Source organism: Halorubrum ezzemoulense, from assembly GCF_004126515.1.
Classification (GTDB): domain Archaea; phylum Halobacteriota; class Halobacteria; order Halobacteriales; family Haloferacaceae; genus Halorubrum; species Halorubrum ezzemoulense.
The window spans coordinates 718241-741138 of sequence record NZ_CP034940.1; the positions used below are offsets into that span (position 1 = coordinate 718241).

Genomic DNA, 22898 nt, shown 5'->3' on the forward strand with positions numbered 1-22898 from the left:
ATGCGCTACACCTACAGATTCCGGCTTGATCCCACGCCTGAACAACGTGAGCTGTTGGATCAACACCGAGATACCTGTAGGCAACTCTACAATCACGCACTCACCGAATTTGAGAAAATCCCCGAATCGGCGGGAACACTCACCCAACGAGTACGCCAAGTACGCGATCAGCTCACCGATCTTAAACTCTGGTGGGATGAACTAAATGACCTCTATTCAACGGTCGCACAAGCCGCTGTCATGCGTATCGAAGACAGCATCAAAGCCCTCTCCCAGTTGAAACAGAACGGCTACAACGTCGGAAGCCTCAACTGGAAGGCTCCCAAGGACTTCCGCAGTTTCACCTACATACAGTCTGGCTTCGAGTTCGATAGTAAGAACGGTCAGACCGTATTGTCGCTGTCGAAACTTGCGGATGTTCCACTCATCAAACACCGCACAATCCCCGACACCGAGACGATCAAACAAGTCACGATTAAGAAGGAGCCAACTGGGGACTGGTTCGCTTCATTCGTTGTCGACGGGAAAGAGACACCTGAGAAACCAACCGATCCAGATCGGTGCGTTGGTATCGACGTGGGGATTCTCAAGTATGCCCACGACACCGATGGGTACGCCATCGAAAGTCCCGACTTCAGCGACGAGCGCGAACGATTGGAACGCGCCCAACGCGACCTTTCGCGGAAGGAACACGGCTCTACGAATTGGGAGACACAACGACAAACCGTGGCGGAACGCCACGCTGATCTCAAGCGAAAGCGCCGCGACTTTCTCCACAAGCTGTCGAACTACTACGCCACAGAGTACGACTTGGTGGCTGTTGAGGACTTGGATGTAAAAGGGCTGGTCGAACTCCCCAGAAACTCACGAAATCGGGCGGGAGTGGCGTGGGGAACGTTCCTGGGGATGCTCGAATACAAGTGTGAACGTGAAGGGACGCACTTCGTCGCCGTGAACCCGCGCGGGACGACAAAAGAGTGCGCTTCCTGTGGTGTGAAGACTGAGAAACCGCTGTGGATGCGCGAACACTCCTGTCCGGCGTGTGGATTTGAAGCGGATAGGGATGCGAACGCGGCGTGGAACATCCTTTCTCGTGGTCTTGAAGAAGTAGGAGTGGGATACTCCGAATCAACGCCTGTGGAGACTGCGCTCCCTGTGGATACGCCTGTATCTGCAAAGCGCGTCGTGGAAACAGGAAGCCCCACCCTCAAGGAGCGAATGGCGTCAGCCGTGAGCGAGTAGGGTGGGGTAGTTCACCGTTGCTCTCGTAGGCGTGAGTCGATGACGGAACTCTCTCTCCGTCGCAGAGGGAGGGTTTCGACATACTGATATATCGTGTTGACGTGTTATATATCATACTATTTATTTAGATGCGTTTGTATAAAATTGTTAATATAAACTATCGCTCATCTGCGACCGGTCGGCTTCTTTTTCGGCGGAACCCGCTCGTCTGTCTACACGCTTGGAACCTTCGAGTCGACTCTCAAACGGTAGTATCCCGCCGAACGAGCTATACGTTCGGCCCACGTATCTCTGATAACTGGGAGCTGTCTTCCAATGAACCTCCGATCGGCGGCCGGATCCGGTGCGACTGCGGTTCTCGTCCTCCTCGTCGTAGCCATGCTCATCGGCCAACAGCTCGGCCAGCCGATCGTCCTCGGGTTCGTGTTGACCGGAAGTATGAACGCTCAACCGGCGGAGATGGCGCCCGGTGACGGCTTCATCGCCGTCCCACCGGCGATCGCCGGTGACGTGGGCGAAGGAGACGTCGTGACTTTCGAGGCCCAGCAGCTTCAGGGCGGCGGGCTGACCACCCACCGGATCGTCGACGAGACCGATCAGGGGTACGTCACGCGCGGCGACGCCAATCCGTTCACCGATCAGGACGGGCCGGAGCCGCCGGTACAGGAGTCGCAGATCGTCGCGGTCGCGCTGGAGCTCGGCGGCGAGGTTGTCGTGATCCCGCGGATCGGACAGGTCGTCTTAGCGCTTCAGGCAGGATTCGCGGCCGCCGCGTCGGCGCTCTCCGGGATCCCCGGACTTGGCGGGCTCGCCGAGGGGAACGCCGGCTCGTCGATGGTTCTTGTCGGCATCCTGTTGCTCGCGTACAGCCTCCTCGCCGAGGGCATCGGCGGGACGAACCGCCGGTCCAAGCGCGGCGACCGCTCGCGCGACCGGCGCAGCGAGATGAGCTCGGTCCTGATCCTCGCGGTGATCCTGCTCCTCATCACCGTCCCGGCCACCGCGAGCATGGTAGTCCCGTCGGGGACGAACGACATTACGATCGTGAGCTCACAGACGCCGAGCTCGGACCCGACCGTCATCGAACGCGGCGGCTCGGTGGAGTACAGCTACAACTTCACTAACGAGGGCTTCATTCCGCGAATCGCGACGGTAAACGCGGCCAGCACCGGCGTCGACGTCGCCGACGCCTCGCTCGTTCCGGCCCGCGGAGAGACCGCGTCGACGGCGGTCACTCTCCACGCGCCCGAGGAGACGGGCGCGTACGTCAGATCGGTCTCCGAGTGGCAGTACGTTCAGTTCCTCCCCGCGTCGGTTATCTTCTCGCTTCACGCGGTCCACCCGTACCTCGCCGTCGCCGCGATCGACGCCGTGATCGTCGCGGTGGTGACCCTCGTGTACGTCATCTCGGTCGGACTCAGTCCGTTCCGGTTCCGGGACCGCGGCCGTGAGCTGTCCTTCTCCGATCGCGTTCGCCGGACCATCAGGCGGTGGCGGTGAACGATCCGCCGCCCAGGCCGGTCACGCCCCGATCACCAGTCGGACGTTCCAGCCGGTGAGCAGCAGTCCAATCCCGGTCGCAACGACCGGCGGCCAGTAGTACGAGAACCGTTCGCGCTGTCGCGCGCCCTGGACGCTGACGGAGATCAACACGAACAATACGAGCAGCTTCAACAGGAGGAACCCGGGGAGCCCGCTCGAGGAGAGCAGCGTCCCGACGATCGGGTTCGCCTCGATGAGTCCGGGGACCGCCACGGTCGCGTACAGCGTCGAGACGACGTCACCGATCCCGTACGTGAGCGCGGCGAGAAACCAGAGGCCGTAGAACTCGCGGGGACGAGTTCGGTACAGCGGTCCGCCCGCGCCGCTCTTGGTCGTCTGGACGTCATCGGGGGACGTGGCGCCCGTCTCATCGCTCCTACCCGCGGCCGAATCGCCGACCTCCGCGAGCAGCGTGTTGATCTGTCTCTGACGGGCGGCGATCTCGCCGGTCAGCTCTCGGTAGCGCTCGTCGTCGGCCAGGTCCGCGTCGTCCCGTCGCGTCTCGATCCGTCGGCGTCGAGCCACGAGCGAGAGGTACCTCTCGACGGCGCCCTCGACGGCGCCGTGGTCGACGAGCCGGGCGACCGTCTCGCGGAGCTCGTCGCGGTCGATCGGCCGCGGGACGTACTCGTCCATGTCGAGCCGAAGGACGTCGTCACCGACGCTCACACCCGAGAGAAGACCGATCTGGCAGCCGGGGCGACGGGCCCGGATCCGGCCGAGCAGCTCCTCGGCCGTCGGGTCAGAGAGTTCGCCGTCGAGAAGCACCACGTCGACGTCCGTGTCGAGCGCGTCGAGCGCACGCTCGCCGTCAGCCGCGGTCCGGACCGCGTACCCCTCCAGCCAGTCGGCGTACTCCGCGACCGCCTCGCTGTCGGCTTCGATTATCAGGACCGTCGCGTCGGTGTCGCGGGGCATCCGGTTCGTGTCACGCTTTGCGCCGTCGCCGGTATAAGCGCGGGGGGAATCTGAACGAGAAGCGTGATTCGCGCCACCAAAGTGCCCGGAGTTCTGTCGACAGCGTTGTCAGGACGATCAGCGACCTCGATCCCGAGAAACGCGATCGCGTCACTTCTTCGGAAACGTTAATCGTCTGCTCTGCTCTCGCGATCCTCACCCCAAGCAGGCGAAAGACGGTCAGGTCCTAAGTGATTCTAACGGGTCAGTTCGGGGTCTCAGTTCTATTGACACGCCTTCCGTGGGCTGACTTCCCCTTCGACAGCCGAACAGTCAGAAACGGTGATCTGGCTCGGTGTCGAGATGGAGAGATCACCCGTGACCGACGAGTTGTTCAGTATAACGTCGACCTGGCTCTGCGTCTCGATCGTAACTGTTCCATCCACTTGACTATCTGTCAGGTCAATTTTGACCTGGCTTTTGGTTTTGATGTCCAGGTCGTCTTCAATCGAAGATCCAGTCAGATCGACCTCCACTTGACTCTCGGTGTCTATGTCGACGGCTGATCCGATAGTTGATCCGTCTGTCTGTGACATTTTCACTTGGCTCTTATTGGCCAACGAAACCCCCTCGGAGATCTCAGTCGCCGCCAAATCGAGCGTGATCTGACCGCCAGCGTCCGTAATCTCGATAGCCCCGTCGACGGTCGAGTCACGCTCACTGACGATATCCACTTGCCCTTTGGCGTCGACCGTAATGGAACCGGTCGAGACCGCTTCCAGTTTGTCCAGCTTGACTTGCCCAGCCGCAGTTACTGATACCGGCCCATTCACCGTCGAGTTCCGCGTCTTATCGAACTTCACCTGACCGCTGGCGTCGATCGTAATGGGACCGGTCGTCGCATTTTTTAAGCTATCGACGGTCACCTGATCGTTGGAGGTCAGCGAGACCTCGCCGTCAATCGTGGCGTTACTCGGTGTGAGCTTCACTTCTCCGGCGTCCTCGACACAAATACCGCCTTCGACATGCGTCGAAACGCCAAAATCGAGCTGTGACTTGCTCCGTATCTTAACGCCGCCCTGGACGCGACTATTGCCGCCGAAATCCAAGCCGATCTGGCTGGGCGTCTTAACCTTGAGATACTTTCGGATCTCCGAGTTCCCTCTGAGCGTCAGGTCGATCTGGCTTTTCGAATGAAATTCGGCCGCACCGCCGATCGTGGTGTTACCCGTAATCTGCTCTTTGATCTGGTTCGGCGTGTCGATGACGACGCTACAATCGGTGGAGTTGTTCGGGACCTCGTTGACAGTACAGCCGGCGGGAAGTCGTCGGGGCGCGCACACGTCGACGCTCTCGCACGTGACCTGGGCGGTCCGCGTGAACTCGACGCGCTGATTCGCACTTGCGGCGACGATTCGGAGCTTCACCGCGCCGTCGGTGCCGCAATTGAGCGCCGCTCGTACGTCGCCGGAGCCGCCGGGTGAGAGCCGGTCGGGCGTCTGTACCGTCCCCGGGTCGATCGGGTTTCCAGAGCTCACGACCGTCGCCGAAACCGACGTCAGCGGCTGATCGAACTGATTCGTCAACCCGAACAGCGTGACGGTATCCCCGTCGGACCCGCTCACCTGTCCGCCGGTGATGCGCATGAACGCCTCGTCGTCGTCTGTCGACACGACACTGACATCCCGTCGCGAGTCGACCGCGCTGAAGGCGCCGGTGCTCTCGAGGGCCGCGGCTCCGATACCGCCAACCGCGAGCGCGGCGATGACCCCGCGGCGGCTGATGATTCCGCTCGACCCGCCGCGCGAGCGGTCTCGGCTCCGTTTTCGACTCATGGAATTAGTTCACTGGGACCAGCCAACAGTCCTTAATTTTGTGCGGCCAACGTATAGCGTTGACGGCGGTCGACGTTCAATTACAATTCTTAGCCACTCTCTAACTCAGCTAACAGTTCTTCTTTTGACCTGGGAGTTAGGTTTGGACGTGAGACGTATCCACCGACTCAACTGTATCATTCCACGAACCAAACACACGAGAGTATGTGTATACACCTCTCCGTGGTCATTCATTTCCTGATATGATGGGACCTTCTCCAGCTCGTCGTGGAGTCGGCGGATCTCGTTGAGAAGTTGATCCTTACTGGCGTCTTCGGTTGTCATCAGCAGAAGACGATTGCTATAACGATAAAAGGGTGTGTGAGCGCTTCTCACCGCCAATAAGCTATTTTGCTTCTTACGCGGAGTTCGAAGTTTCAGCGGTTATCTCAAGCGTGAAGCTACTATCCGCTGGAATCTCGGTAACACTATTGTTAAGAAGATCAATTTCAAGTCCGAAGTTGATTGAACTCCCCGGCCCGAGTGCCCCGGGGATACTGTTGCTGTCGGTGAGAATATCACTATCGTCCGAGACTGTGTCTCGGTTACTGGTCCCGTCAGTCGGCGAGACAGTGAAACTAAATACATTGTTGATCTCAGAATCTGATAAATTATCATTCTCCTCTCCAATGAAATCTAGTTCAAGTGACGTTACTTCTTGTGTACCATTATTCGTAACCGTTACCAGATTCCGGAAGACGGTTCTTGCATTCTGATTGAGACCGGTAGCGTTACCCGCGGTTTCATCGTCATTTACGAGGGTTATCTCAAGAGTGCCATCTCCCGGGCTAGCGACATATTCGTTTTGCGTCCCATCGGCATCACTATCACGATCCGCAGGCGCCAGCCCGAGGAACGCGCTAGCGTCACCTGCGGTCTCAACGTTGACCGTCCGCTCCGCCGTCACAGTCGTGAACGCGCCCGTACCGAGGAGCGCGCCGCCGCCCGCTACTAAACTGCCCAGTCCGATCAGGACGCTTCGTCTACTTGCCATATCTACACCATGTGCCCCTACCCACTTTGTATTGCCCCGCTTGGACGACGTTCAAGCGGTGGCAGAATCGGTATCGCCCCGCTTGAACTCTCGGGCGGCGGCAGATCCCCGGTGTCAGCACCCATGCCGTCGGGGGAAAGCCCGCCAATACAAAAGGCTCGGCTCCCGAGATGTGGACACGAACCGCGACCGGACGCGGCCTCACTCAATGCCGACACGACGACAGACGACGATCGGCCTCCTCTCCGCGGCGGTCGGGAGCGCCGCCGTTACCTCGGGGTCGTTCCTCTCCGGCACGGCCGCGGCCGCCGACCTCCGAGTGGTCGTCGTCTCGGAGCTGACGTTGACGCCCGGTCGCACGGGCGACGAGTACGTCAGGGCCGACGACGACGGCGAGGTCACCGAGATCGTGATACAGAAACTGAACCAGCGGGCGATCTCGCGGTTCGAGGACCTTATCGAGGTGACGAACAACGGCGACGTGCCGTACGACCGACTCGAATTCTCGTTTTCGGCGACCGACGAGGACCCCGACGCGTCGAAGGTCGCGGAGACGCTCCGCGTGGTCTCCGGCGACGACGTATCGACGGAGCGGGCACAGGGGGAGACGACCCTCCTCGCAGACACCGGCGAGACGTTTGATTCCGGCGACGCGGTCACGTTCGGTATCGTGGTGGACCTGATTGCCGACAGTTCGTCTGGCCTCGAAGAGCTTCCTGATTCAGCGAACGTCACGCTGGAGATCGCCGCGATCGACAAGGAGTGACCGGTCGCTGAGAGGTTCGTGACGAATCTGCCGACTGTGGTGAGCCAACGTGTCTCACAAACGCACGTCGTGTGGAGGCATCCGGCTCTCGTCCACTGATTTCGGTACCTCCGCTCGCGCGGTCAAGCACCACCTGAAACGGACATTGAAGGGGCGCCGTGCTTCAAGCCGACCCTTCAAACGTTTCAGCTGGATTAATACTAAGTGGACGGGACCGCTGATGTGAGGTAGGTGGAAGCCATATGGTTAAACGACGCAGCATGGTGGTCGGACTCGGGGCGTTGGCAACAGGGAGCGGAGCGGTGTTCTCGTCGGCGGCGTTCTCGGCCTCGGCGACGTCGACTGCCGACTTCAGGGTCGTCGTCGAGGACAACCTCGTTCTGGAAGCGGGTGACAGCTTCCGCAATGGTGATGGTGCCTATCTAGACAACCCTAGTGGCAAGTTCTACGGCGGGAGTGACGATCTCTTCAGCGGTGACAGCGGTCTCAACGGTCTCGAGCCTGACGAGCTCCCGGCCGCGTATGCGAACGATAGGACGAACAGCGATCTCGAGGTCGAAACCGCCGTACAAAACTTCGAAGAATTCAAATTCGATAACTTCCTTCAAGTTACCAACGAAGGGACAGAGACCCGCGAGGTTGGGATCCGATTTAACCTGTACGGCGCGGATGTCAACGATGGTCCGATAAAGAAACAAGACCTCATTCAGGCATACGAGTTCTACAACGAAGGCGGAGACGGTGGGAAGATCTCGACCAATGGGAGTCCCGGCGGATCTGTGAGTTCACAAACGTTGAAAGCCACGACATCGGTCAATCCTGGCGAAACTGAGCAGATTGGTCTCAAGATAGACCTCACGGTCGGTAGCATTAGCGATGATATCGCCGAAGCTGCTGCTCCGGGCACAAATGACGTGTTCAACGGCGGCGGCGAATACGATACCGTACATCTGGTTGAGAGCATACGGGTCGGCAGCGACAGCGCGGGAGACTAATAATACCCCTCCTCACGCTTCGTAGGCCGCGTTCTTTTCTCAATGCTCTTCCGGGAGACATCGCTGGAGGAGGCGGCCAATCCCGACAGATTGTCACCACGATCGACGAGGCGCTCACTGCCCGTAACAATGCGATGACGGCACGAGACACGGGGATCACATCGTTCAACGGGGTGTCGTACGCCGACGCGGTCGCGAGCGCACTCGGACTCGACTGAGTCCGGCCCGACACCCGAATAATTATGTCAACTCGCGTTAGTCGCTCTGACAGTATGTGTGGGAGCATACCTCGGCCTCCGGAGCTCGGACGAACGCGCGCCTCCAGACGGCTCACGATCCCCGAACCTGACGCACGAGAGGTACGGAGATGACGTGGTCGACCCGGACGAGCGCGGCGCTCGGTCCGACTCGGGTACCGCCGGAGGTGGCCTGACGTGTCGATCTCCGACCAGAAAAAGTACACGCAGCCCGAGAAGGACGAACTGTACGACCTGTTGAGCAACCACCGCCGGCGATATGTGATCCATTTCTGTAAGCAGGCGGACGAACCCCTCACGCTCTCCGACCTCGCCGAACGGGTGGCCGCCCGCGAGCAGGACAAGTCGGTGGCGGAGCTCACCTCGGCCGAACGCAAACGCGTGTACACCTCGCTCCAGCAGACGCACCTCGACCGGCTGGCCGACGCCGGGATGATCGAGTTCGACGGCGACGAGGTCGAACTCACCGAGAATGCCACCGAACTCGATGTGTACCTCGACGTCGTCCCGGAGGGATCGATCCCGTGGGGGGTCTACTACCTGGGGCTCTCGCTCCTGTCCGCCGTCGTCCTCGGGGGCGTCTGGATCGGATTCGTTCCGACAGAGACGGTCCCGGAGTTGGGGTGGGCGGCGATCGTCCTCGCGGCCTTTCTCGTCTCCTCCGTCGCGCAGGTGGTCCAGAATCGACAGTACCGGCTCGGCGACCTCGATGAGCCGCTGTGAGCCGCAGGCACGTGGAACGCGGCTCAGCTCACTCAGACGTTCTGCCATCGACGTTCGACGGCGGGCACCCTGCGGTCAGACACCGGATTGCTAAGCGGGTGGGATGCCTGCGGCGGCAGGCGCAGGAGGTAGTCAAGGCGACGTTACCGACGACCGACCGTCGAAGTGGTCGTATCCGGGCCGTCCGGTCGCGAGTCGCTTACCTAGACGGGTGCCCTCGCTTTCCGACTCGAAGCCGGTTAGTCGTCGAATCGGTCGAACTCGTCCATCGTCATGTCGGCGTAGTTGACTAGCCAGTCGCTCGCCGGGGAGTCCGGTCGGACGTAGAGATACGCGAAGTCGCCGTCGAGGACCGAACTCACTCCGAGCTGCTCGTCTTTGATGACGCGCTTGTTAGTGTCTATCGCGACGTCGACTAACCCCTCTAGGTCGTCGACGAGGATCGTCGCCTCGTAGTCGCGTTCCGACGGGAACGTACCGCGGGTTATCCACTCGGAGAACTCCTGTTCCTGCTGTCGGATCTCCAGAATCTCACGTTCCTCGGGAGAGACGGTGGCGTACCCGCTCCGTTGAGCGAACAACATTCCGGCGGCGCCGCCGACTCCGAGGAGAACGAGCAGTATCGATCCGACCGCCTCGGTCGTTCCCGGATCGACGGGCTGCTCGACCGTCTCCGTTCGCTGGCCGGATTCGTCGACGGTGTTCATCTCCAGCACGCGGAAGGTCTGCGGGTTGACCGTCATCGGCATCGTACTCTCGTAGGTCTCGCTCACCGGCTGGCCCGCCAGCGTCCCCTCGACGGACGACGCCGCGACGATCCGGATCTCGATGGTTCCGGCGGCGCCGAGCTGTTGTTCGATCGTACGGATCCGTTCGAACACGGACTCGATCTCTACGGCCGCCTCGACGGTGTGATTCTCCTCGTTTGTGACCCCTTCGTCCCGGCCGCTCGCCAGCGGCTCGGCGTACTGCCACAGCACCGTGTCCCCCTCGACGCCCCGGTACTGGAGTCGGACGTCAGTGGTGACGTTCACCGACCCAGTCTCGGCCGTGTGTTCGTACGCGTACGTCACGTCAAGCTCTCTGGTGAGGTTCACGTAGTACACCGGTCGGTTTCGCACCCGTTCGCCCTCCTCGAACACGAGGGAGTCGTTCGTGATCACCGCGCTGTGTTCGTACGTCGTCGACTCGCTCCACTGTTCGACGACGACCTCCTCCCGCTCGATGTCCTGCGTCGCGTGGACCTGATAGCTCCACCACCCGCCGACCGCGGCGAGAACGAGAAGCACGGCGAGGAAGACGCCGGACCAGCTTTCGAGGAACGCACGAACTTGTAGCGACCGATCGAGGTCACTCACGAGGCTGCCCCAACTGGCGGTTCCCGTCGCGTGTCTGGTGGTGCCACTATCATCTACTCCGCGTACGTCCCGGTCGAGTCGATCGAGATGACTTCGTCGAACAGCGGTTTTAGCGTGTTGATCGACTGTGGGTCCCCTTCGAGCGGATCGGCGTGAAAGTGCGCGAGCGCGTCCGTCTTGGTGAACGTACTGAGGAACACGTGGAGGAACCGAAACGCGTTCTTAACGTCTCTGTAGTTGAGGAGGACGTTCAGCGAGTCGTAGCAGACGCGGATCCCACGGTTGCCTCCCGACCACCCCTGCGTGATCCGCGAGACGGTGATCCCCAGCCGCGTGATATCATTCGGGTTGTTGATCTGCGTGACTTCGACCGTCTCGTCGACCGCCGGCGGGACCGACTGCGCGTACCCAACGGAGACGACGTGCGTTCGATACCCCTCCGCGGCGATGCGTCGCAGCCGCTCCCCATCCATCGGCTGATAACGGATGAGCAGGACGTACGGGGCGTGATCGGACTTATCGACGAACAGCAGTTCGCGACAACCGCGTCGGGTCCGCTCCGACCGCGACTCCGACTGGATCAGAACGTTCGTCCCCGGGGTAAATTCTACCAAGTCGGAAAGCGCCGCTTCGTCTCCGGCGGGCTCGGATCCGGCCGAGCCCGCAGGCTCGGCGGCAGAGAAGTTGGCCGTCGGGTCCCCGCCCGGCGCAGGCGCGGTCGTCTCGGTGGACGTAGCGGGGCTCTCCGTCGGTGACCCCCTATCCCAGATCCGACCGTCGTCTTCTTCTCTCCGGCCGTCTGTACTCCGCTCCGCTCCCGCATCGGACGCGGTTCGCTCCGCGTCGTCTCCGGTTGGACCGCGGTCGGGCGCTCCGTCTCTCACCGGCGGGTCGTCATCTGTCGGCCCGGAGTCGGTCGCCTCGGCTTCCGTTGGACGGCTTTCTGCCTCCGAGTCGTTCCACAGCCAACCGTTTTCCCCCGACCGCTCCGGAACGCCGCTCTCGGGGACTTCCGGCGAGTTCTGTTTGGCCGTGTCCTCGTCCCCGTCGTTGCCGACCCACTCCCAGTCGTCGGTCCCGGAATCCGGATCGCTCGCCCGGTCAGTGGGAGGGCTGTCGTCATCAAGGGACTCGTCCCGGGGACGCGATTCGGAGCTCTCGGACGCTTGCGTCCCGAACTTGTCGGTGAACTCGGCGGCAATATCGTCGAACCGGCTCGCACGGTCGCCCCGGCTCTGGGAGCGCTCACCGTCTGAGTCGTCGGACTCGGTCATCGCCGCCAACGCGCCCGAACAAGCCGGAGCCAGTCGCTCACCGCCGACGTGTGCCGAGAGTCGCTCTCCCCCTCTGACCGAGGAGCGAGCCGCGGTCGGAGGACGGGGGCGACCGACGCGGAGAGACGGCCCCTGCGTAGTGACATCTCGATACCGTTTATGAGCTTAGTAGTTTCATGTTATAAAAGCATCGGCACCTGCCGAATATCGGACGCGGCAGACCGGTTCCGTGCGAGGCGAAGCAAGCGGGACCGGTCACGGCGGTGCTTCGCTCTCCCCTCGCGACTCGTTTCGTCACAGATCGAATTAAACTCGTTCGACGCGGGCCGATGCTAACACCAAATCTTAAACGGAGGAACGCCCTAAATAGCTCTGTGATGGGTTCTCGGGACTCCGAAAGCGACACGGCGGTCGACGCCGACACCTTTCAGCAGTGGGTGAGACACACCGCCGAGTCCCGAGGGATGACGGAACACGAGCTTCTCAATCAGCTGGTCTCCGCGTTCTGGGCCCTCGATGAGATGGGCGATATCGGGCTTAACAGCGTTTCCGACCCGGAGAACTCGGATCGCGCCGGCGATCGCAGAGAAGAGGCGCTCCGCAATGAGAACGGCGCGGACGACGGACGTTCGGGGACCGACGGGGACGAGACATCGGAATTCCCGGACTCCAAGATGTCGGAGTTCCCGGACTCCGAGACATCGGAACCGCTCGACCCGGACGACCTCGACCCCCGTGACGATCTCAGCTCGACGGAGATGGAACTCGCGAGGCGGGTCGCGGAGCTCAGACGGCAGATGGCCGACCTCTCGCTCGATGTCGAACAGCAGCGGTCTCGCCAGGAGGAGTTCACCGACCGGCTCTCCGACGACGTCACCCGGCTTCACAGCGAGATCCAATCGCTCGAGTCCCGGGTGGAACAGTCGGACGTTGACGTGGAAAGCCGGATCGACGACGTCGAAGCGAGCCTCGAAGACGTCGAGGCGACACAGGACGAGTTCGAGGCGTGGATAGACGGGGAGTTTGACCAGATCGAGGCGCTGTTCGAGCGGGTCCTCGATGCCGTTCAGGGCTTCGACGATCGGATCGAGGCCCTCGAAGACGCCATCGACTCGGTTTCCGCAACCGAACAGGACCGCGAGGCGCTCGAAGCTCTTCGAAAGCAGGCGATTCGTAAAGGGATCGACTCGGGACAGTGCGAGAACTGCGGCATGGCAGTCGATCTGTCGATGCTGTCGGAACCCTCGTGTCCCTCATGCGACGAGGAGTTCTGGGACGTTGAAGAGGCGACGCTCTGGAACCCGTTCTCCAAAGCGACGCTTCGGACCGACGGTCAGCCGTCTCGGGCTCCCGACCGCGACTGACAACCGTCGCGGCCGCGGCTCTCGTCCCTCACAGCGGCACAGCGGCTTCGATACCGGCCACCAGCTGTGTCACGTTGTACACCGATACCGCCGCGAACAGCGCCGAGGGGATCCCGTACCCGACCAACCGCACCACCGATGCGAGGTGAGCGTCCGCCCGCCGCGCGCACACGGCGATAGAGGCGACTTCGGTGACCAACGCGATCGCGACGACGACGCAGAACGACGTAACGAGCAGTCCGTCGGCGACTCCCATCCGACGGAACAGGAACGCCGCCGCGGTGTTCGCCTCGTAGATCCCGGGGACGTACGCGAGCCCGACCGCGGTCGTGGCCGCGTCAGTCGCCTTCGTCGCTGTCAGTAGCGCGATCCCCGACACTGAGAGGAGGCTCCGCCTCGCGCCTCCGAGCCGTCGAGAGCCGACGGATCGCTGTGACCGCTCAGACCGCCGGGGCCCCTCTCTTTCGCCCCGATATCTGCTGCGTTCACGTCCGTCTCCACCGTGCCCAGGTCCCCGTTCGCTCTGAGAGCGGCCCGTCCGGCCCGTGCGCCGCGACATGGTAACGTTTCATACCTAGTTTCAAAATATATAAATATGCGTGTCCGTTCGAGCCGCGTCGGCCGCGGGAACGGCTCCGGTACGTCCGGCCGCGAGCCTCGGGCGAGAGGGCGGTTCGCCGCCGATCGCGACGCTACCGCGCCACGAGTGGCCCGGTTCCCACCCGAGCAGGCGCTTCGCCTTCGAGCAGTCGAAAATCGACTCGTCGCCGTCGAGGTCGCACTCCGCGGGGAGTTCGCCGCGGACCGCCTCGATCGTCGCCGCGGTGTCGCGACCGAGGAAGTTCTCCGCGACGACGATCAGCACCGCCTCGTGGCCGTCGACCGCTGTTTCGGGGTCGATCGCGGCCTCGACCGCCGCGACCACGTCGCGCACGTCGACGCACGACCAGCAGTTCCCGCTCGGGGCCGCGGTCGCGGGGTCGAACGTCTCGCGCGCCTCGCGGCGCCGCTCGTCGCCCGGGAACGTGACCCACGAGAGGCGCAGCGAGACGGCGGGGACGCCGTGTCGGCGGGCCGCCGCGGCGGCCACCTCCTCGCCGACGACCTTCGAGAGGCCGTACGGGTCCTCGGGCTGGGTCGGCGTCTCCTCGTCGATCGGGAGGCGGTCGGGCAGCCAGTCGTCCGCCGCGAAGACCGTGCCGTAGCAGCTCTCGCTCGACGCCCAGACGATCCGCGCGCCCGCGGCCCCGGCGGCGTCGAAGACGTTGTACGCGCTCTCGACGTTGTTCGCGAACACGCGCGACCCGGCGTGGTCCTCGGGGTGCGGGATCGCGGCGAGGTGGACGACCGCGTCGGGCGCGGCCGCGTCGACCACCTGTCGCGTCTCGCCGTAGTCGGTGAGGTCCGCCGCCACGTAGTCGACGCCGTCCCGGCGCTCCTCAGTCGGCGGGGCTTCGCGGTCGACGGCGACGACCTCGCGGCCCGCGTCGGCGAGCGCGTCGACCGTCCACGCGCCGACGCCGCCCGCGCCCCCGGTGACGAGTACGCTGTCCATGTCTCGGCGAGCGCGCTCGGGCGAAAAAAGTCGGCGGTTCGGGGTGTGCGGTGCTCCGTCCGCACGTCGGGTCTCCTACGCCGACGCCTCGTAGCCGGCGTCCTCGATGGCGGCCACGACCGCGTCCACGTCCACGTCGCCCTTCACGGTCGCGGTGCCCGCCTCGTGGTCCGCGCTCGCGGACTCGACGCCCGGCAGCTCGCCGAGCGCGCCGGTCACGTTGTCCTCGCAGCCGGTACACGACATCCCGTCGATGTCTATCGTCGTCATGGACGCCCGTTCGCGTCCCGGGCACAACTGCCTTTCCGTCGCCCCCGACGCCGACCGGTTTCCCCGCCACCGTCCCGTGTTCCCGACGCCGACCGGGTCCCGCGACCGCCCGCCCCTCCCGGACGCCTTTTGCCCGCGCCGGGCGAACGCTCGCCCATGCGAACGCTCGACGAGACGGACCGGGAGATCATCCGGTTGCTGCTGGCCGACGCGCGGCGCCCGTACAGCGATATCGCCGAGCGCGTGGACCTCTCCGCGCCCGCGGTGTCGGACCGGGTCGACCGACTACGCGAGGTGGGCGTCATCGAGGGATTCACGCTTCGGATCGACGGTGACGCGCTCTCCGACGGGCTGCGGGTCCTCGCGACGCTCGCTGTCGCGCCCGCGGACGCCGAGCGCGTTCACGCGGCGGTCGCGAGCCACGAGCGCGTCGAGCACGCGTTCCTCACCGCAGACGGCGAGGTGACGGTCGTCGCGCGCGTCGAGGAGGGGACCGCTCGTGACCTCGTCGACGACGCGGTCGGACTGGCGGCCGTGCGCGACCTGTCGGTGCGGCTGCTTGACGCCCACGAGTGGTCGCCCGCGGTCGGCGACGCGGACCTCGCGGTCGAGTGCGTCGAGTGCGGCAACACCGTCACCGCCGAGGGGGAGTCGGCCCGGATCGACGGGACGCTGTACCACTTCTGTTGCGGCTCCTGTCGCGAGAACTTCGCGGAGCGGTTCGACCGGATCGAGGAGGGGGCGTAGCCGGGGCCGTCCCAGTCTCGTCGCGGAGAGTAACGTACTTGAGTGCCCGTCGGTTAGCCGAATACGAAGTCCCGTGGTGTAGTGGCCAATCATAATGGCCTTTGGAGGGAATCCGTCCGCGTCTGCGGCTCACGCGCGGCTGTCGGGTGTTCCATCAAGAACGCCCGTCGGATGCCCGAAGTCAGCCATTGACGGCGGTTCGAATCCGCCCGGGACTATCCTGCGGCGAGCAACTCCGCGAGCCGCAGGTGTCCGAATTGATTCGAGCCCAGAGGACGAGCGAAGCGAGTCCTCGCGGTTCGAATCCGCCCGGGACTATCCTGCGGCGAGAGAAACCCCCGAGTCGCACGGATACGCGGCCGGAGCCGCCTACTCCTCGCCAAAGAACTCATCGAAGAGGTCGCGCACGCGCCCCTCGACCTCGTCGCGGATATCCCGGACACGATCGATATCCTGCCCGTGCGGGTCGTCGAGCGCCCAGTCGCGCCCCTCGACGCCGTCCGGGAGCGTCAGCGTCGAACAGCCCATCGTCGCGACCACGTCGCACGCGTCGAGCTCCGCGGTCGAGACCTCGCGGGGGACGCGGTCGGAAAGGTCGATGTCCACCTCCGCCATCGCCGCCACGACCTCGGGGTGGACCTCGTCCGCGGGGTGGGTCCCGCCGGTGACGACCTCCACGCGGTCGCCGAGGTCGCGCTCGCGGCGCTCGCGTTCGGCGAACACGGCCGACATCTGGCTACGACCGGCGTTCTGTACACAGACGAACCCGAACGTGGCGACGTCGTCTTCGCTCACACCTGCGCGTCCCGTCACGCCCGATTAAGGGTTTCTAAGAGGGATATAGAGTGGTATATACCCGACGCGGAAGACGCCGGGTCTCGCGGACGTCTTCCGGTCCGGAGCTACCTGTGTCATTTTTTACCATGCGGATCGTGGACGACCTATGGACATCCCAACCTACCGGGAGACGGTCGCCGCGAACCGCCGCCGACACGGCTTCGAGGCGGTCGACGCGGACGTAGACGGACTCGACCACCTGTGGGAGACTCGCGAGACGGACGACACGCTCGGCGACGTGGCGGTGTTCGCGGCGCTCGTCGAGGCGGACGAGACGGACGCGGAGACGCTCGTCGACACCGCGTCGGCGTTCCGCGACGTGCTCGTCGACCGGATCGACGCCCGACCCGAACGCGCTGACGGCGGCGAGTCGGCCACCCCGATCGGCTACGTGACGTTCGCGACGCCGGGCCCCGACGCGTCGCTCCTCGGGGCGATGTCCGGGTTCACGGTCGCGAGGGGGCGGACGAACGTCTTCCCGCTCGTGTACGACACGGCGGCGGAGCGGCTCCACCGCCACGAGGTGCCGCGGCTGAAGGGGCGCGGGATCTACCGCCGACAGGCGGACGACGCCGAGCGGCTCTTCGAGGCGTAGCCCGGCCGGTGCGGCGCGGACATCCGTCAGCGACCGCCGCCGCTCGCGCTCCTCAGAACAGTCCCGGGCTGGCGAGCAGCCCCGCCGTGACGATGAGCCCGACGGAGACGGCGGACGCGCCGTAGAGGAACGGCTTGGCGTCGCGGGCGGGCTCGCGGAGCTTGTCGACGTCGAGCCCGTCGGCCAGCTTCGAGCCGGCGACCTCGACGAGGCCGGTGCCGACGAACCACAGGCCGAGCATCGTCAACACGAGGTGGCCGCGGGGCGTTCCCGTCAGCCCCTCGAAGGTGTACAGCGTCCCCGCCATGTGACCGCCGGTGAGGACGAACGCGAGGGCGCCGATCCGCGTGATCCAGCGCAGCCGACCGACGACCGAACCGAGCGCGGTCGTGCCGATGTCGCCCCGGAGCGCGGCGGGGAGAATCGCGAGGGTGACGAACAGCACGCTGCCGACCCAGAGGACGGCAAAGCCGACGTGGACCGACCACATCACGGGGTTGAGAACGTCCATACCGCCGGAACGGCCCGATCCCACTTATAAACACGCGAGACGGGACGACCGGATCCCGGCGACGGTTTTTAAATATCTCGCACGTGTAGCCGCGGGCAATGGCCCTACTTCAGAAGCTCAAAGAGAAGCTCGGCTTCGGGAGCGGTTCGAGCGAGCGGGAGTCCGGCGAGACAGAAGTGACCGTCGAGCGGGAGTCGGAACCGGCCGCTGACGCGACGGCTACGGAGCCGGCCGCCGGGAGCGAGTCGGCGGCCGCCGCGGACGAGGGCGACCCCGCGGCGACCGACGCCGACGACGGAGACGCCGAGGCCGACGCGGAACCGGTCGCCGCCGAGACGGAGGCCGCCGCCTCGACCGGGTCGCTCGTCGACGGCGAGGCGTCCGAGCCCGATGAGACCGCGACCGACGAGGCGGCCGAACAGGCGGAGGCCGCGGCCGGCGAGGGGGACGCAGTCGCGGTCGACAACGACGACCGCGGGCCGAGCGTCGAGGAGATCAAGGGCATCGGCCCGGCGTACGCCGAGCGCCTCGCCGGGATCGGGATCGAGACGATAGACGATCTCGCCGCGGCGGACGCGGCCGCCGTGGCCGAGGGGACGAGCGTCGGCGAGAAGCGCGCCGCGACGTGGATCGACCGCGCGAGCGAGTTCTGACGGCCGGGACGAGTCCGGTCGACCGCAACTGTTTCACCGCCACCGTCGAAGAGAGTCGCATGAACCGAACGGTACGCACCGACCGGGGCCGGTTCCGCGCGGTCGCGGCCGCGGCGCCGGACGGCGCCCGGGTCCCGGTCGAACTCCGGGTCGACGTCGACGACCCCTTCGCGGCCTACCGCCGGGCGCGGCGCGGCCCCGGCAGCGTCTTCTACGAGACGACCGGCGGCCAGTCCGGATGGGGCTACTTCGGCGTCGACCCGGTCGAGCGGCTGACCGTCTCCGACGAGGCGGTCGTCGCGACCGCGAGCGGCGAGGGGAAGGGGTCGGGCGGCGACGGGCGGACGGCCTCCACCGGCGACTACCGGCGCCCGTCGCCCTCGCTGACGGCGCTAGAGGGACTCCTCGACGGCGAGACGCTGGCCCGCGGCGACTGCGACGTGCCGTACCCGTGCGGCGCGTTCGGCTGGCTCTCCTACGACGCCGCCCGCGACCTGGAGGACTTCCCGCCGCCGGCGTCCGACGGTCCCGGAGCGGTCGACGACCGCGGCCTCCCGCGGCTCCAGGCCGCGCTCTTCGACCGGATCGCGGCGTGGGAGTGCCCTGTCGACGCCGACGGCGGTTCCGAGTCCGTCACGCTCCGAGTCACCGCCTGTCCGCGCGTCCCGGCAGGACTCGACGACCCCGACGCCGACCGCGACGCGCTCGACACGGTATTCGACGGGGGCGTCGAGCGGGCGGCGGCGCTGATAGACCGTATTGAGGGTGGAGACCCGAGTTCGGGGCCAGTGCCCGACCCGGCCGCGGCCGGCGCGACCTTCGAGAGCGACGTGGGCCGCGAGGGGTACGCCGACGCGGTCCGCCGGGTCAAAGCGTACGTCCGCGAGGGCGACACGTTCCAGGCGAACGTCTCCCAGCGGCTGACCGCGCCCGCCGCGGTCCACCCGCTCGACGCGTACGACGCCCTGCGGACGGTGAACCCGGCCCCGTACTCCGGGCTGGTCGAGTTCGGCGAGCGCCCGAGCGGAGTCGACCTCGTGAGCGCGAGCCCGGAGCTCCTCTTGGAGCGCGAGCCGACCGACGACCCCGACCGCGGCGCCCGCCTCGTCACCGAACCGATCGCGGGGACGCGCCCCCGCGGGGAGACGGAGGCGGCGGACGCCAGGCTGGAGACCGAACTGACCGGCGACGAGAAGGAGCGCGCCGAACACGCGATGCTGGTCGACCTGGAACGCAACGACCTCGGCAAGGTGTCGCGGTTCGGTACCGTCGAGGTGAGCGAGTACCGCCGCGTCGACCGCTACAGCGAGGTGATGCACCTCGTGAGCCTGATCGAGGGGGAGGCGCGGCCCGACGTTGGGCTCGCGGACGCGGTCGCGGCCTGCTTCCCCGGCGGGACGATCACGGGCGCGCCCAAGCCCCGGACGATGGAGATCATCGACGAGCTGGAGCCGACCCGACGGGGCCCGTACACCGGGTCGATGTTCGCGGCCGGGTTCGACGGGCGCGCGACGCTGAACATCGTCATCCGGACGCTCGTGCGCCGCGCCGCCGAGTACCACCTCCGGGTCGGGGCCGGGATCGTCCACGACTCCGACCCGGACGCCGAGTACGAGGAGACGCTCGCGAAGGCTTGGGCGCTGGTGAGCGCGGTCGACGAGGCGCTCGTCGCCGGCGAGATGGCGGTCGACGAACCCGCTGAGGGGGTGGCGGAGCGATGACGGTGGACGAGGCCGAGACGGGCGCTGGGCCCGATTCGGAGCCCGCGGCGGCGGGAGCCGGCTGGCGTCCCGGCGCTGGCGACGCCGACGCGCGGGTGCTCGTCGTCGACAACTACGACTCGTTCGCGTACAACCTCGTCCAGTACGTCGGCGAGGTCGCCGGCGCGGTGACGGTGCGCCGCAACGACGCGGTCGACCTCGCGGGGATCCGCGCGCTCGACCCGGACGGCGTCGTCGTCTCGCCCGGGCCGGGAATCCCGGCTGAGGCGGGCGTCTCGACGGCCGTCTTCGCGCTCGACCGCCCGGTGTTCGGCGTCTGTCTCGGCCACCAGGCGCTGTGCGCGAGCCGGGGGAGTCGGGTCGGCCACGCGCCGGAGGTCGTCCACGGGAAGCCCTCGACGATAACCCACGACGGCGAGGGCGTCTTCGCCGGCCTTCCCGACCGGCTCCGCGTCGGGCGGTACCACTCGCTCTCCGTCGAGCGCGAGGCCCTTCCGGACGAGCTGGTCGAGACCGCGCGAACCGACGAGGAGCGCGAGGTCGTGATGGGCGTGCGCCACCGCGAGAAGCCGCACGTCGGCGTCCAGTTCCACCCCGAGAGCATCCTCACGCCGCGCGGGAAGCGCATGGTCCGGAACTTCGTGGAGGTGTGCGAAGAGCATGAGTGACGACACCGACCGCTCGGCGGCGACCGGCGACGGCGAGCGACTGTACCACGTCGACGGCGACCTCGTCCCGGCCGCGGAGGCGACCGTCTCGGTGGAGGACCGCGGGTTCGCCTACGGGGACGCCGCCTTCGAGACGATGCGCGCGTACGGCGGCGATGTCTTCCGGTGGGACGCGCACGCTGCCCGGCTCGCCGACACCTGCGAGACGCTGAAGCTCGACCACGGGATCACCGACGCGGAGCTGAAACGCCGCGTCGACGAGACGCTCGCCGCGAACGACCTCGCGGACGCCTACGTCAGGCTCTCGATCACGCGCGGGACGCAGCCCGGCACGCTCGACCCGCGGCCCGAGGTCGACCCGACCGTGGTCGTCATCGCGAAGCCGCTCCCCCGGGGCGGCGTCGGGAGCGATCCGGTCCACGGCGGGCCCGCCGCGCTCCAGACGACCAAGACGCGCAAGCCCGCGAGCCGCGCGCTCCCGGCCGCGGCGAAGACGCACAACTATCTCAACGGAATCTTGGCCCGGCTCGAACTCCGCGTCACCGGCGCGGACGAGGCGCTCATGCTCGACCCCGACGGCAACGTCGCGGAGGGCGCGACCGCGAACCTCTTCTTCGCCGACGGGACAGCGCTCAAGACGCCCTCGCTGGACGGACCGATCCTGCCCGGCGTCACCCGGACGACGGTGATCGAACTCGCGGAGTCGGAGGGGATCCCGGTCGAGGAGGGGACGTACGCGCCGGACGCGGTCCGCGAAGCCGACGAGGCCTTCCTCACGAACTCCACGTGGGAGGTCCGCCCCGTGGCGACCGTCGACGGCATCGCGGTCGACGGCGACGGCGAGGGGGTCGCCGGCCCGCTCACGACGCTCCTCTCGCGGCTGTTCGACCGGCGCGTCGAAGAGCGGTACTACGACGGTGAGCGGCTGTGACGGGCGGCGGCCGGGGAACGCGCAACGTTCAAGCCGGTCGCCGGCCTCCCACGGACATGGACGAGAGCCGCCGGATCGCCGGCGTCGAGGAGGTCCCGGAGGAGAGCACGCTGCTCGCGACGCTGCGCCCTGTCGACTCCGAGGCGGTCGACGAGGGCGAGGGCGACCTCGGCGAAGGCGAGGACGGCGCGCCGGAGGTCGAGGCGGTCCTCACCCGGGCCGCGGGCGAGGTGCGCGCGTTCCGGAACTACTGCCAGCACTGGACGGACGTGCGCCTCGACAAGGACGACGGGGCCTTCGTGCGCAACGGCGAGGTGTTCTGCCAGAAGCACGGGGCCACGTTCGAGGCCGACGGCGGCTACTGTAACTTCGGGCCCTGCGAGGGGGCCGTCCTCGAGTCGGTGGGCGTCGCGGTGGCGGACGACGCGGTGTACCTCGACGACGACGCCTACGAGTTCGTCCGGCTCGGCCCCTCGGCCGGGAAGGGCGACGGTAGCGGCTCGCGGATCGACTTCACCGGGAACTGAGCCCTCGGCCGGCGAGCGCCGCCGCCGCCGCGCCCCGATCAGAAGCGCGTCCGACCGCCGCCGCCGGCGTCGTCGCGGCCGAGCGCCTTCTTCAGGAAGTTCATCCAGCGCTTCCGGTCCGCGGCCTCCTGCCGCTTCGCTTCCGTCTCCGGATCGGGGGCGTCGAGCCCCTCCAGCGCCTCCAGCGCGCGGTCGATCCCGATGATCGACGACGCCAGCGCCTCGCCCTCCTCGTAGCTCACCTCGTTCTCCTCGATCGGTTCGAGCCGGTCGAGGCGCTCGCGACGGAGGTTCCGCTTCGCGCGGTCGACGCGGTCGCGCTCGCCGGGCGGAATCGAGTCGCGGCGCTTGATCTCGAAGACGAACGACCGGAGGTCGATCGCCTCGCCCTGGATCTCGATCGACTCCGGGATTTCGACGCCGACCGTCGAGGACTCCCGGTTGACTCGTTCTAGGAGCTGTTTTCGCTCGTACTCCTTCACGCCCCCTCAGTAGGCAGCGGCCGCACTTCGCTCCTTCGCCCGGAGCGCGCCTGCCACCGAGGCGCCCCGGTGATCGGAAGGGACGAGGTTAACCGCGAGGCGTCGCAACGGGGGC

25 protein-coding genes and 1 tRNA gene are annotated in these 22898 nt (G+C 65.9%); 14 read left to right on the plus strand and 12 right to left on the minus strand.

The annotated features are described in order from the left end of the window. A complete protein-coding gene (locus EO776_RS03550) occupies positions 1-1242 on the plus strand; it encodes an RNA-guided endonuclease InsQ/TnpB family protein (protein ID WP_129452367.1) in 1242 nt (413 codons plus the stop codon). A gap of 315 nt (positions 1243-1557) precedes the next feature. Beyond that, complete coding sequence (locus tag EO776_RS03555) at positions 1558-2742, plus strand: S24/S26 family peptidase (RefSeq protein WP_094521383.1); 1185 nt, start codon at positions 1558-1560, stop codon at positions 2740-2742. 21 nt (positions 2743-2763) lie between these two features. Here the strand turns inward: EO776_RS03555 and EO776_RS03560 are convergent, their stop codons facing one another. From EO776_RS03560 to EO776_RS03575, 4 genes are all read right to left on the minus strand, one after another. Further along, the gene (locus tag EO776_RS03560) at positions 2764-3702 is read right to left on the minus strand and encodes a response regulator (protein WP_094521384.1); all 939 of its coding nucleotides are present in this window, start codon (positions 3700-3702) and stop codon (positions 2764-2766) included. 263 nt (positions 3703-3965) lie between these two features. After that, the gene (locus EO776_RS03565; protein WP_094521385.1) at positions 3966-5516 is read right to left on the minus strand and encodes a hypothetical protein; all 1551 of its coding nucleotides are present in this window, start codon (positions 5514-5516) and stop codon (positions 3966-3968) included. A 105-nt stretch (positions 5517-5621) separates the two neighbouring features. Next, the gene (locus EO776_RS03570) at positions 5622-5840 is read right to left on the minus strand and encodes a homing endonuclease associated repeat-containing protein (RefSeq protein ID WP_129452368.1); all 219 of its coding nucleotides are present in this window, start codon (positions 5838-5840) and stop codon (positions 5622-5624) included. A 73-nt stretch (positions 5841-5913) separates the two neighbouring features. Continuing rightward, a complete protein-coding gene (locus EO776_RS03575; RefSeq protein ID WP_129452369.1) occupies positions 5914-6549 on the minus strand; it encodes a hypothetical protein in 636 nt (211 codons plus the stop codon). Between the two features lie 208 nt (positions 6550-6757). Here EO776_RS03575 and EO776_RS03580 point away from each other — a divergent pair, with 208 nt between their 5' ends. The 3 genes from EO776_RS03580 (at position 6758) to EO776_RS03590 (ending at position 9290) form a co-directional block, all read left to right on the plus strand. Further along, on the plus strand, positions 6758-7315 hold the full coding sequence (locus EO776_RS03580) for a hypothetical protein (protein WP_094521386.1): 558 nt from the start codon (positions 6758-6760) through the stop codon (positions 7313-7315). Positions 7316-7557: 242 nt separating this feature from the next. Beyond that, positions 7558-8310, plus strand: coding sequence for a hypothetical protein (locus EO776_RS03585; protein ID WP_145964603.1), 753 nt, complete (start codon positions 7558-7560; stop codon positions 8308-8310). A gap of 434 nt (positions 8311-8744) precedes the next feature. Continuing rightward, positions 8745-9290: a DUF7344 domain-containing protein gene (locus EO776_RS03590; protein WP_094521388.1), complete on the plus strand. Its 546-nt coding sequence runs from the start codon at positions 8745-8747 to the stop codon at positions 9288-9290. A 239-nt stretch (positions 9291-9529) separates the two neighbouring features. Here EO776_RS03590 and EO776_RS03595 read toward each other — a convergent pair whose 3' ends face one another. Together EO776_RS03595 and EO776_RS03600 are read right to left on the minus strand one after the other, a co-directional pair. Then, positions 9530-10648 (minus strand): DUF5305 domain-containing protein, encoded by a 1119-nt coding sequence (locus EO776_RS03595; protein WP_094521389.1) that lies wholly within the window; start codon positions 10646-10648, stop codon positions 9530-9532. A gap of 53 nt (positions 10649-10701) precedes the next feature. Next, on the minus strand, positions 10702-11922 hold the full coding sequence (locus tag EO776_RS03600; RefSeq protein ID WP_094521390.1) for a DUF7504 family protein: 1221 nt from the start codon (positions 11920-11922) through the stop codon (positions 10702-10704). 377 nt (positions 11923-12299) lie between these two features. Here EO776_RS03600 and EO776_RS03605 point away from each other — a divergent pair, with 377 nt between their 5' ends. Then, positions 12300-13286, plus strand: coding sequence for a coiled-coil domain-containing protein (locus tag EO776_RS03605; protein ID WP_094521391.1), 987 nt, complete (start codon positions 12300-12302; stop codon positions 13284-13286). A 28-nt stretch (positions 13287-13314) separates the two neighbouring features. On the opposite strand, the gene EO776_RS03610 is transcribed toward EO776_RS03605, so the two are convergent. The 3 genes from EO776_RS03610 to EO776_RS03620 all read right to left on the minus strand — a co-directional run bounded on the left by EO776_RS03610 (position 13315) and on the right by EO776_RS03620 (position 15111). Then, positions 13315-13665: a hypothetical protein gene (locus EO776_RS03610; RefSeq protein WP_094521392.1), complete on the minus strand. Its 351-nt coding sequence runs from the start codon at positions 13663-13665 to the stop codon at positions 13315-13317. A gap of 201 nt (positions 13666-13866) precedes the next feature. Then, positions 13867-14841, minus strand: coding sequence for an NAD-dependent epimerase/dehydratase family protein (locus EO776_RS03615; RefSeq protein WP_094521393.1), 975 nt, complete (start codon positions 14839-14841; stop codon positions 13867-13869). A gap of 75 nt (positions 14842-14916) precedes the next feature. Then, positions 14917-15111 (minus strand): heavy-metal-associated domain-containing protein, encoded by a 195-nt coding sequence (locus EO776_RS03620; RefSeq protein ID WP_094521394.1) that lies wholly within the window; start codon positions 15109-15111, stop codon positions 14917-14919. 156 nt (positions 15112-15267) lie between these two features. Here EO776_RS03620 and EO776_RS03625 point away from each other — a divergent pair, with 156 nt between their 5' ends. Both EO776_RS03625 and EO776_RS18865 read left to right on the plus strand, forming a co-directional pair. Then, on the plus strand, positions 15268-15858 hold the full coding sequence (locus tag EO776_RS03625) for an AsnC family transcriptional regulator (RefSeq protein ID WP_089307979.1): 591 nt from the start codon (positions 15268-15270) through the stop codon (positions 15856-15858). Positions 15859-15925: 67 nt separating this feature from the next. After that, a tRNA-Gln gene (locus tag EO776_RS18865) sits at positions 15926-16076 on the plus strand. Positions 16077-16227: 151 nt separating this feature from the next. Here the strand turns inward: EO776_RS18865 and EO776_RS03630 are convergent. Continuing rightward, positions 16228-16653 carry an arsenate-mycothiol transferase ArsC gene (locus tag EO776_RS03630; protein WP_086217014.1) on the minus strand — a complete coding sequence of 142 codons (426 nt, stop codon included), beginning with the start codon at positions 16651-16653 and terminating at the stop codon, positions 16228-16230. A gap of 148 nt (positions 16654-16801) precedes the next feature. Here EO776_RS03630 and EO776_RS03635 point away from each other — a divergent pair, with 148 nt between their 5' ends. After that, a complete protein-coding gene (locus tag EO776_RS03635) occupies positions 16802-17290 on the plus strand; it encodes a hypothetical protein (protein ID WP_100050412.1) in 489 nt (162 codons plus the stop codon). Positions 17291-17342: 52 nt separating this feature from the next. On the opposite strand, the gene EO776_RS03640 is transcribed toward EO776_RS03635, so the two are convergent. Further along, positions 17343-17801: a hypothetical protein gene (locus EO776_RS03640; protein WP_049932345.1), complete on the minus strand. Its 459-nt coding sequence runs from the start codon at positions 17799-17801 to the stop codon at positions 17343-17345. A gap of 98 nt (positions 17802-17899) precedes the next feature. Here EO776_RS03640 and EO776_RS03645 point away from each other — a divergent pair, with 98 nt between their 5' ends. The 5 genes from EO776_RS03645 to EO776_RS03665 are packed head-to-tail and all read left to right on the plus strand — an operon-like array spanning position 17900 to position 22301. After that, entirely contained in the window at positions 17900-18454 is a 555-nt protein-coding gene (locus tag EO776_RS03645) for a helix-hairpin-helix domain-containing protein (RefSeq protein WP_094580182.1), read from the plus strand. Positions 18455-18513: 59 nt separating this feature from the next. Further along, complete coding sequence (locus EO776_RS03650) at positions 18514-20175, plus strand: anthranilate synthase component I family protein (protein ID WP_100050418.1); 1662 nt, start codon at positions 18514-18516, stop codon at positions 20173-20175. Then, positions 20172-20843 (plus strand): anthranilate synthase component II, encoded by a 672-nt coding sequence (locus EO776_RS03655; protein ID WP_246041495.1) that lies wholly within the window; start codon positions 20172-20174, stop codon positions 20841-20843. The genes EO776_RS03650 and EO776_RS03655 overlap by 4 nt, the downstream gene beginning before the upstream one ends. Then, on the plus strand, positions 20836-21774 hold the full coding sequence (locus EO776_RS03660; RefSeq protein WP_049932352.1) for an aminotransferase class IV: 939 nt from the start codon (positions 20836-20838) through the stop codon (positions 21772-21774). Before EO776_RS03655 ends, EO776_RS03660 begins: the two co-directional genes overlap by 8 nt. Positions 21775-21830: 56 nt before the next feature. Beyond that, positions 21831-22301, plus strand: a complete 471-nt coding sequence (locus EO776_RS03665) for a Rieske (2Fe-2S) protein (RefSeq protein WP_049932353.1) — start codon at positions 21831-21833, stop codon at positions 22299-22301. Positions 22302-22339: 38 nt separating this feature from the next. Here EO776_RS03665 and EO776_RS03670 read toward each other — a convergent pair whose 3' ends face one another. Then, positions 22340-22783, minus strand: coding sequence for a DUF5788 family protein (locus EO776_RS03670; protein ID WP_049932494.1), 444 nt, complete (start codon positions 22781-22783; stop codon positions 22340-22342). Positions 22784-22898 lie beyond the last annotated feature (115 nt).